Origin of the sequence: uncultured Maricaulis sp. (assembly GCF_905480005.1) — a bacterium.
Lineage (GTDB): Bacteria > Pseudomonadota > Alphaproteobacteria > Caulobacterales > Maricaulaceae > Maricaulis.
On record NZ_CAJQOO010000058.1, the window covers coordinates 1 to 9,295 of the forward strand.

At 62.9% G+C, this 9,295-nt stretch carries 7 protein-coding genes and 1 pseudogene; 3 read left to right on the forward strand and 5 right to left on the reverse strand.

Annotated elements, in window-relative coordinates; all coding sequences use genetic code 11:
- Positions 1-46: 46 nt before the first annotated feature.
- Positions 47-693 (forward strand): annotated as a pseudogene (locus tag QZ266_RS06445) (MarC family protein).
- A gap of 3 nt (positions 694-696) precedes the next feature.
- On the opposite strand, the gene QZ266_RS06450 reads toward QZ266_RS06445, so the two are convergent.
- Positions 697-1,278, reverse strand: coding sequence for a hypothetical protein (locus QZ266_RS06450; RefSeq protein WP_295692881.1), 582 nt, complete (start codon positions 1,276-1,278; stop codon positions 697-699).
- 226 nt (positions 1,279-1,504) lie between these two features.
- On the opposite strand from QZ266_RS06450, the gene QZ266_RS06455 reads away from it, so the two are divergent.
- The gene (locus QZ266_RS06455) at positions 1,505-1,729 is read left to right on the forward strand and encodes a hypothetical protein (RefSeq protein ID WP_295692884.1); all 225 of its coding nucleotides are present in this window, start codon (positions 1,505-1,507) and stop codon (positions 1,727-1,729) included.
- Here QZ266_RS06455 and aguB read toward each other — a convergent pair.
- The 4 genes from aguB to QZ266_RS06475 all read right to left on the reverse strand — a co-directional run bounded on the left by aguB (position 1,705) and on the right by QZ266_RS06475 (position 8,106).
- Positions 1,705-2,562, reverse strand: coding sequence for an N-carbamoylputrescine amidase (gene aguB / locus QZ266_RS06460; protein ID WP_295692887.1), 858 nt, complete (start codon positions 2,560-2,562; stop codon positions 1,705-1,707). The two genes, QZ266_RS06455 and aguB, sit on opposite strands and share 25 nt — an antisense overlap.
- 5 nt (positions 2,563-2,567) lie before the next feature.
- Positions 2,568-3,758 (reverse strand): serine hydrolase, encoded by a 1,191-nt coding sequence (locus QZ266_RS06465; RefSeq protein ID WP_295692890.1) that lies wholly within the window; start codon positions 3,756-3,758, stop codon positions 2,568-2,570.
- A 3-nt stretch (positions 3,759-3,761) separates the two neighbouring features.
- Entirely contained in the window at positions 3,762-4,775 is a 1,014-nt protein-coding gene (locus tag QZ266_RS06470; RefSeq protein ID WP_295692893.1) for an agmatine/peptidylarginine deiminase, read from the reverse strand.
- Between the two features lie 118 nt (positions 4,776-4,893).
- The gene (locus QZ266_RS06475; protein WP_295692895.1) at positions 4,894-8,106 is read right to left on the reverse strand and encodes a TonB-dependent receptor; all 3,213 of its coding nucleotides are present in this window, start codon (positions 8,104-8,106) and stop codon (positions 4,894-4,896) included.
- Positions 8,107-8,429: 323 nt separating this feature from the next.
- Here QZ266_RS06475 and QZ266_RS06480 point away from each other — a divergent pair.
- The coding region (locus tag QZ266_RS06480) for a glycosyltransferase family 39 protein (protein WP_295692898.1) at positions 8,430-9,295 on the forward strand (866 nt) is incomplete at its 3' end.

Consider the following 9,295-nt stretch of genomic DNA (forward strand, 5'->3'; position numbering starts at 1 on the left):
CCCGGCCAGTCCCGGTTATGCGGGCGACTGAAACAGGAATATCGCCATGCTTGAGCTTTTCACCTCCGCCCTCGTCACATTCTTTGTGGCCATCGACCTCCCGGTGTCGCGCCGATCTTTGCGTCGCTGACCAATGGCGCGCCGAATGCGCACAAGCGGGCCATGGCCATCAAGTCTGTCGTGATCGCAACCGGCGTTCTTCTGGGCTTTGCTTTGGCCGGCGGCTGGTTGCTCAATGCGATGCATATCAGTCTCGACGCCTTCCGCATTGCCGGCGGCGTGCTCTTGTTCCTGATGGCGCTGGAGATGATCTTCGAGAAGCGCACCGAGCGCCGCGAAGGCCGGGCCGATGCGATCATGGACGAGCATGATGCCCATCCCGAGACCTGGGAGGACATCTCGGTCTTCCCGATGGCCATCCCGATGCTGGCCGGCCCCGGTGCGATCGCGACGGTCATGCTCTACATGTCCGATGCCGGTGGCTGGATGGAAAAAGGCGTTGTGCTCGGGTCGGCCGGCGTGATCCTGGTGATCTGCCTGATCACCTTCCTGGCCATTGGCCCGGTGATGCGGGTGATCGGCGACTCGATGGCCGCCATGATCACCCGGATCCTCGGCGTTATCCTGGCTGCCCTCGCCGCCCAATTCATCATCGACGGCATTCTGGGCGCACTGGTCAACGCACCGGTCTGACGACTATTCGGCGAGCCGGGTCAGCGTCATGGACATGCTGGGGAAACACGCCCCCTCGGACTGGCAATACTCACCGGTCTCGGTCCAGGTCTGCGCATCAATGTGCGCGGTGAACACCATGCGGGCCTGGGGCCCCAGCGGAATCTCCCAGACATAACCGGTCTCGGTGATGGTCATCTCATAGCGCTCCGGACCGCCTTGCGCGGTTGCCGCGAACATCTGGTAAGCCGCACCCTCGCGACTGACAAACCCGCCGGCATCATGAACCAGGCGCCCATCGCGACCGGCGCCGGCCGGTGCATAGCCCATCCCGCGGATCATCACCGCATTGCCGCCGCCAACGCTTTCCACGCGTTCGAAAATGTCGAACGTCTCACGGCTGCCATCGGGCATGGTCGACCAACCGGAGCCTTCCCAGCTTCCGATCATGCTGGCCAGGGCATTGCCGGGCGTTTGCGACGGCGGCGCCTCCTGCGCCTGGGCCGGCGCGGCCAGGCTCAAGGCCGATGCCAGGCTGATGGCGGCGATCGGGATGGCAGACCCCGGGGCCGGTTTGGAACGGGTGTGATGGTGTGAAACAGGCATGTCGATCTCCTTGCGATTGATGTCATGTACTTTATATCACAAAGTTCTTTTAGCGAGCGGGATTCAGCCCGCCGGAGTCCACCCCACTGGTTTGCGGCGCGGCCGGCAGTCGCGCCCGTCGCCCTCCCGCCCGCCAGGACGGAAACCAAGTGTTAGCCCTATTCTGCCATTGTGAGGCCATAGAGGGGTCGACAATAACGACCACGCGGGGGTGATGGAGGAATGCATGGGCTACAGCCTTGCCATGCTGCTCACCGCAGCGACCGTATCTGCCGGCGGATTGACGGCGTCCGCTCTCAGCCTGACCCAGGGACAGACGGACCAGGCCATCGCCTTTGGATGGCCGGCCATCGCCGTCGCTTTCATAATCATCATGCTCTTGCCGACCGGGCGCCGCCGTCAGACCACGCGCCGCGAGCCGCGCAATCAGGACGAGCGCGTCGAGAAATAGGGCGCGTAGAGATCCGGCCGACGATCACGGAAAAAGCCCCAGGCGGCGCGATGCCGCTGGAGGAAATCCAGATCGAATGTGCCGGAGACAATACCGGCCTCTGAACGCCCCAGCGCGGAGACCGCCTCGCCCGTATGGCTGGCGACAAAGGACGAGCCGTAAAAGACCTGCCCGCCCTCATCGCCGATCCGGTTGGCCGCGATCACCGGGATCACATTCGACACCGCATGGCCCTGCATGGCGCGCTGCCAGCGCTCCGCCGTATCGAGACTGTCATCATGCGGCTCGGAACCGATCGCGGTCGGATAGAGCAGGACTTCGGCCCCCATCATGGTCATCGCCCGCGCTGCCTCGGGGAACCATTGATCCCAGCAGATCCCGACCCCGATCCGGCCGACTTTCGTCTCCCAGACCTTGAAACCGGTATTGCCGGGCCGGAAGTAGAATTTCTCCATATAGCCGGGACCGTCGGGAATATGGCTCTTGCGATAGACACCCAGCGCGGTTCCGTCGGTATCGAGCATCACCAGTGAATTATAATAGTGCGGCCCGTCGCGCTCATAGATCGAGACCGGAATGACCACGCCGAGTTCTTCGGCCAGCGGCTGCAGGGCGGTGACGCAAGGATGCTCCAGAGCGGGATAGGCCGTCGCGAAGAACGCCTCGTCCTGGACCTTGCAGAAATAGGGGCCCTGGAAGAGTTCCGGCGGCAGGATGACCTGGGCGCCCTGGCCCGCAGCCTCGCGGATCATCGCGCTGACCGTGGCGATATTGGCCGCCATGTCGACACCAAAGGCGGCCTGCAGGCCGGCGACGGTCAGTGTTCTTGCCATGGGCGTCAGTCCTCCAGGAAGCGGTCGAGCCAGTGTCCGGGCCCGTCGCCTGTCCGCAGATCCATCACGGTCGGCCACAGCCACCAGGCCGGGCGATTGTCGGAATTCCAGAGCGCCACAAAAGCGAAACCGGTCTCCGGTTCAAGCACAATCTGCGCACCATAACCGGAGAGATAACCGGAATGCAGAACCAGCGTGCGGCCCTCCCAGTCATAAATGCGCCAGCCCAGCCCGTACCAGGTCTGATCGACACGCTGGCGCAATTCGCCCAGGCGCCGTGTCTCCCGCAGCGTATCGGTCAGCGGCGCATGGATGCGCGACCGCACTGTATCGGACAGGCCGGGACGGGCGCCCATCTGGACCTGCGCCCACAGGATCATGTCATCGAGCGACAGGTTGAGGCCGGATGCGGAGGGGATGGTGTCGTAGGGCGTCGACGGATCACCGGCCCGGTTGGTCTGTCGCCGCCAGCCACTGTGCGGACGCGCCCAGGACGGTGACCCCGTCAGCGCGACAGTCCCGACCGAGGCCGCAGGCAAACCCAGCGGGTCAATCAGACGGCTGCGCATCACCGACTCGAAATCCTCGCCGGTGGCCTCGCTGACGACGCCTTCAAGCGCCGAGAAGGCGATATTCTGATAGGTGTAGCAATCGCCGACCGGGCAGAGCAGGTCGACATTGGCCAGCCGGGCCCGGATGCGCGATGGCGCCTGGCCGGCCTCCAGGTCGAGATCATAGGCATTGGGCGGCAGGCCGGTCCGGTGGCTGGCAATCTCCTCCAGCGTCGGTTGACGGCCGCCCTGCACGCGCAGCACATCGCCGGGAACCGGCGCTGACAGATCGATCAGGCCGTCGGCCTCCAGCATGCCCAGCAGGGTGCCGGTGAACGTCTTGGATACGGAGGCCGCGCGGAACAGGGTCTGGCGGGTCACCGCCTCTCCGGAACCCGCAGCGGTCTCGCCATGGGTATAGACATAGACCGGCTCGCCATTCTCGATCACCGCCGCCACAAGGCCGACAATGCGCGGATCGGCCATCGCCGCGTCGAGACGGGAGTCGAGTGTTTCGAGATAGGGATGACTGGCACGCGGGTCGGCAAAGGCCGGCGCTGTGGCGTCAGAAATCGCTGGCGTCTGGGCCCCGGCGGGCATGGTCGCCACAAGACAGGTCAAGGCTGTCAGGATGGATCGGATCAATCCTTATTCTCCGGCTTGGTGACAGGTCACACAGTGGAAGGCCCCTCCACCGGTGAGTATGGCACGGGCCGAGGCTCCGACCACCTCACGATCCGGAAAAATCCTGCGCAAGGCCGTGATCGCGGCTGCACCGCCCTCGGTGCCATAGACCGGAACCACGATATTGCGCGGCCCGATGACCCAGTTCATATGGCTGGCCGGCACCACTTCGCCATCGCCCAGCTCGACCCGGCCCGGCGAGGGAATGCGGCGCACCTGCAGGCGGCGACCGCGGGCATCGGTCATGCCGGAGAGCTGGCGGGCAATGGCGTCGAGGACGGCACCCTGCGGGTCATCATCGCCCCGGGGGCTTTGGCAGACCACGACGCCGGGCCGGGCAAAGCGGACGATATTGTCGATATGACCATCGGTATGATCGGCGACCAGACCTTCATCCACCCACAGGACTTTCTCGACCCCCAGGGCCGCCTTCAGGCGGGCTTCCACCGCAGCCTCGCCAAGGCCGGGATTGCGGTTCCGGTTGAGCAGGCATTGCCGGGTGGTGATCAGCGTGCCCTCGCCATCAAACTCCAGCGCCCCGCCTTCGGCGACCAGGTCGACCCTCTCCTGGCGCGCACCGGCCAGCGTCGCGATCACGCCGCCAACGGTGTCATCACCGGGCAGTTCATACTTGCCGCCCCAGCCATTGAAGCGGAACCGCACCGCCACCGCCTCTCCGTCACGGCGCAGGAATACCGGCCCGGTATCGCGGGCCCAGACGTCGCCGAACGGGGCTCTCACCACACGTGCCCGGCGCCCCAGCGCCTTTCGGGCCGAGGCTTCGGCCTGGTCCGTGGCGGCGAGAATGGTGAGATCGAGGGTCCGACCGGTCGCAGACGGCGCAATCACGGCTTTGAGAAAGCAGGCGAACTCGGCCTGGGCCGGCTCCAGATCCGCGTCCCACAGCGCGCCATCGGAGGGCCAGCAGGTGAAGAGATGCGCCTGGGGGGCGGTTTCGTGCGGCAGGTCGATTGTCATGGCCGCGCCTCTATCACGGAGCCGAATTCTTGGCGAGATGCAAAAGGGCTGAGGTCTCGCGCAAAAAAGAAGGGCGGCCCGAGAGCCGCCCTTCCCATGTGTCAGATGATGCTGCGACTTAGAAGTTGTAGCGCAGACCAACGCGAACCGACCAGAGCGAGGCTCCGCCCACACGTGTCGTGGTCGTCGGATCGTTGAAGTTCGAGTAGACGAACTGCGTGTTGGTGCCATTCAGCTCCGCATCGACAACCCGGTTGCGACGCGGGAAGCCAGCCTCATTGAGGATGCCCCACTCGTCATTCAACAGGTTGGTGAAGTTGTCGATGTCGAGGAAGACCTGCGAACGGTGACCTTCCATGAAGCCCGGCAGGTCCTGCGAGATACGCAGGTCTGCCTTGGTCCACCAACCACCCTGGTCGCCATTGCGTTCGGCAAAGCCGCCCGCCTGGCCACTCAGGCCGGCATCCTGGATGAAGTTGAAGAAGGCCGAGACTTCAGCCGCCGACAGGGCGGACAGGTCGACATTCGGGTCGGCCGGATCGGTCGGCACGTAGAGGAGCCAGTTATCGCCCGACAGGAACGGGTTGAAGTTCGTCAGATCACCACCACCATTGGCGTTCATGGTGTAGCTGAACGGACGTCCCGACGTGGCCATCGCGAAGAGGCTGAAGCGGGTCGAATAGTCCTGAACGAACTCGTGCTCGTAGTTCACGTTGAGCGTGAAGCGGTTCTCGATGTTGTAGTTCGACAAGGAGGCCACTTCATCGTTCACGCCGACGAAGGAACGGCTGACATAGTTCGAGAAGGCGACCGACGAGGTCATCGGCTGGACATCTTCGGCGTCATTGTAGGCGTAGCCGAAGATCCAGTTCAGACCGAAGTCATAGTCTTTCTCGATCGTGAAGGCGAAGTTGATGCTTTCCGCTTCAACATCCGTATTGGTCAGCTCCAGCGTACCCGGCGAATTGACCGAAGAGTACAGCGGGAAGCCAGCCGGGCCGGTACCGGTCTCGACCAGGTCACGACGCGTGATGATCGCGGCGTTGTGGTCCTGCGACCAGAGCACGTCGGCATTGATGCGGTAGTCACCGCCGAGGAAGTTGTCCATCGGGAGGTAGAGGTCATACGTACCACCGAAGGAGACTTTCCACTCGCCCGGGATCTCGAAGTTCGGGTCGAGGCTGTTCATCTCGAAGCCCGGCGAACCAGATCCGGCCGCAACGGCGTCGATCAGCTGCGACGGAACCGAGTAGCCCGGTCCGGGACCATCCGGGTACACGACGCCCGCATCAAACAGGGTCGAGAAGCCAGCGTTGAAGAATTCACGCTCGTTCACGCCGAACTGGGAGATGAAGTCGGTCGAGTAGGTGTTGGAGAGCCAGACGTTCGGATCACCACCGGAGAAGAGACCGAAGCCACCACGCAGGGAGAGCTGGTCATTGACGTCCCACTGGACGCCGAGGCGCGGCTGAAGCAGGTCACGACCGTCCATGCTCTGGGCATTGGAGTAGCCGTAGGACGCCAGGAAGTTGGCGTTCTCTGCCGGAGTGTCGTCCGAGGTGTAGAAGTCGTAGCGCAGGCCTGCGGTGACGACGACGCCATTGCCCAGATCCCACTCGTCCTGAGCGTACAGGGCGTTGGAGGCGTAGGACCAGTCAGCAGCCGCATCGGTCGGGTTCAGGCTCGGTGCGTTGTTGTAGTCGATATCGTCCGGGATACCATTGCGGAAGTCGGCAATGCTGTCGAAATCGTACTGACCGATCGTGTGCTGAACGAACAGGTTGAAAATGTCCGTTTCTTCACGCTCGAAACCGAACGAGAAGGTGTGGTTTTCCCACGTGTAGGAACCGCGCGCCGTCAGGTTGAAGACGGTGTAGTTCAGCTCGTTCGACTGGCGGGAGTCATCTTCACCGATGTAGATGGTGTTGCGCTGACCCGTACCGTCGGTGGCGAGGGAGTTGCTGTCCGTGATGCGCATCTCGCCGAAGCCGTCCTGGCCGATCGAATTCTGGCGGTTGACCAGATCGGTGAAGCCGACGCGGACTTCCGTCGAGAAGTTCTCGGTCCAATCCGAGTACAGCGAACCAACATAACGGTTCAGCTCGGCGCCACGCTCATAGAGGTGGTTGGAGAATTCGAACTCGTTCGGGTCACCATCAGACGCGGTGATGTTGTAGCCGTCATTGTAGAGATAAACGAAGTCAGCGCGGTGCTGGTTGTTGATCTCCCAATCCAGACGAATAAGCAGCTTGTCGTCTTCGTTCGGGAAGCTCGACGGTGCGAAGCCCGGATCGTAGTTGTAGACGGTGCGGGCGATGTCGAGGATCTCGTCGAACTCGGCCTGCGTGAAGCCGGCGACTTCGTTCAGGGCACCAGAACCTTCAACGCCGCGCGTGAAGGTGTTGGCACCTTCGAGGTGCTCGTAGTTCACGAAGAAGAAGAGACGATCTTCGATGATCGGGCCACCAACGTGGAAGCCGTAGCGCTGCTCGTCGAATTCCGGAGCCTGGACCTCAGAACCTTCGAGGCTGTCACCCTGGAACGAGTCGCTGGTGTAGTCGTAGAAGGCGCCACCGTGGAACTCATTGCCGCCGGAGCGGGTCACGGTGTTGATGTTACAGGCCGAGAAGCCGCCGTAGAAAACGTCAAACGGAGCCAGCTCGACAGCGACCTGTGACAGGGCGTCAAACGGGAAAGGCTGACGCTCGGTCGGGAAGCCGTTCCGGTTCAGGCCGAAGCCGTCATTGATGCGGACACCGTCGAGGGTCAGCGAGTTGAAGCGCGAGTTGGCGCCGGCGCACTGGATGCCGTCGACATCAGCTTCGTCGACATAGACGCGCGGGTCGGTCCGGATGATGTCGTTGATCGTGCGGTTCACGGACGGCAGGCGCTCGAGGTCCTGCTGGGTGAAGACAGCCGACGGGCCGACAGCGACTTCAACGGCGTTGATTGCGGACGCGGTCACGACGATGACATCAGCAGACTCGGAATCGAGGCTGAGATTGAGATCCGTGGACGCACCCAGTTCGACGAAGACACCTTCGACGCGCTGACCAGCAAAACCCGGAGCCGTCACGGTGACGATGTAAGGGCCACCCGGGCGCAGGTTGTCGGCGGCGAAAACGCCGGAGGCGCTGACCGTCGTGGTCCGCACGGAGCCGGTAGGCTGGTGCAGGACGGTGACTGTGGCGCCATTGACCGGGCTACCGTTGCTGGTAGCCACCGAGCCCGAGATCGAGCCGGTTGTCTGCTGGGCGTAAACCGCGGCAGGCGCCGCAGCCAGCAGGGCGATAGTCGCCGTGCCGAGAGAAAGTTTCTTAATAAAAGACATTGAGCATGTCCCCCGATAGACCGAAGAGCGGGGAGGCGTTCCCCGAACGAAGCACGGGCCGTCTACGCCGGGCAGTCGAACTTTCCAAGACACATAAAAGAAGCTTTTGTGACAGCGCGCGTGTTGCAGAGCGACAGAGATGGCGTTCGCAGCCGCAACAAACCGCAAGATATGTGTGTGCAGCCGCACAAAACCTCAAAATCCGCCACTCGGGAAAACTTTCGACGCAGATTTTTATCCACGCAGCCCTTTACGGTCGGAGTCGAAAAGCGCATAGGCTGCGGCGAAAATGTAACACTTTTTGACAGGCTTTCGGACCGGACATGACTGAGTCACACCCCTCGCCAATGCCGAGTCGTTTCTCCTGGACACAGGCAGCCCTCGTTCTGATCGCCGGCTTTGCGATCATGCGGATCGTCGCCCTCGCGATCAGTCCCGTGTCCCTCTATCAGGACGAATCCCAGTACTGGGTTTGGTCGCGGCATTTCGACTGGGGTTATTATTCGAAGCCGCCAATGATTGCCTGGCTGATTGCGCTGTCGACCCAGCTGGTCGGCGACAGCGATTTCGCCATCCGCCTGCCAGCCCCGCTTCTCCATACCGGGACCGCGATTTTCCTGATGCTGGGCGCGCGGACCCTGTGGGACGAACGGGCCGGTTTCTGGGCCGCCACGCTCTACCTGACCCTGCCTGCGATCTGGGTCTCCGGCTTCGTCATATCGACGGATGCCTTGCTCTTCTGCGCCTGGTCAGGCGGGCTCTATGCCCTGCTTCGCTTGCGAAATGACGGCGGCTGGTGGAGCGCCGCCGGGCTCGGGCTCGCCCTGGGTTTCGGCTTCCTTTCGAAATACGCAATGATCTACTTCCTGGTCTCGACCGGTCTGGCCATCGTATTCGACCGGCCGACCCGCGACGCCCTGCTCGGCCTGAAGGGCGTGCTGGCCCTGGCGATCTTCACCACCCTGCTCGCCCCCAACATGGCCTGGAATGCGGCCAATGATTTCGCCACCGTCAGCCATACGGCCGCCAATGCCAATTGGGGGGGCGACCTGTTCCATTTCGCCGAGATGAGCGAGTTCCTGCTGGCCCAGCTTGGGGTCTTCGGACCCATCACACTCGGCGTCCTCATCACCGTCTTCTGGCTGACGCTTGGCCGTTTCTTCCGGGTCGATGCCGACCAGCGCCTGCT

Bases quoted from the DNA above. Each gene is read 5' to 3' on its own strand.
- QZ266_RS06450 (WP_295692881.1), bottom strand. From the start codon at position 1,278: ATGCCTGTTTCACACCATCACACCCGTTCCAAACCGGCCCCGGGGTCT.
- QZ266_RS06455 (WP_295692884.1), top strand. From the start codon at position 1,505: ATGGGCTACAGCCTTGCCATGCTGCTCACCGCAGCGACCGTATCTGCC.
- aguB (WP_295692887.1), bottom strand. From the start codon at position 2,562: ATGGCAAGAACACTGACCGTCGCCGGCCTGCAGGCCGCCTTTGGTGTC.
- QZ266_RS06470 (WP_295692893.1), bottom strand. From the start codon at position 4,775: ATGACAATCGACCTGCCGCACGAAACCGCCCCCCAGGCGCATCTCTTC.
- QZ266_RS06475 (WP_295692895.1), bottom strand. From the start codon at position 8,106: ATGTCTTTTATTAAGAAACTTTCTCTCGGCACGGCGACTATCGCCCTG.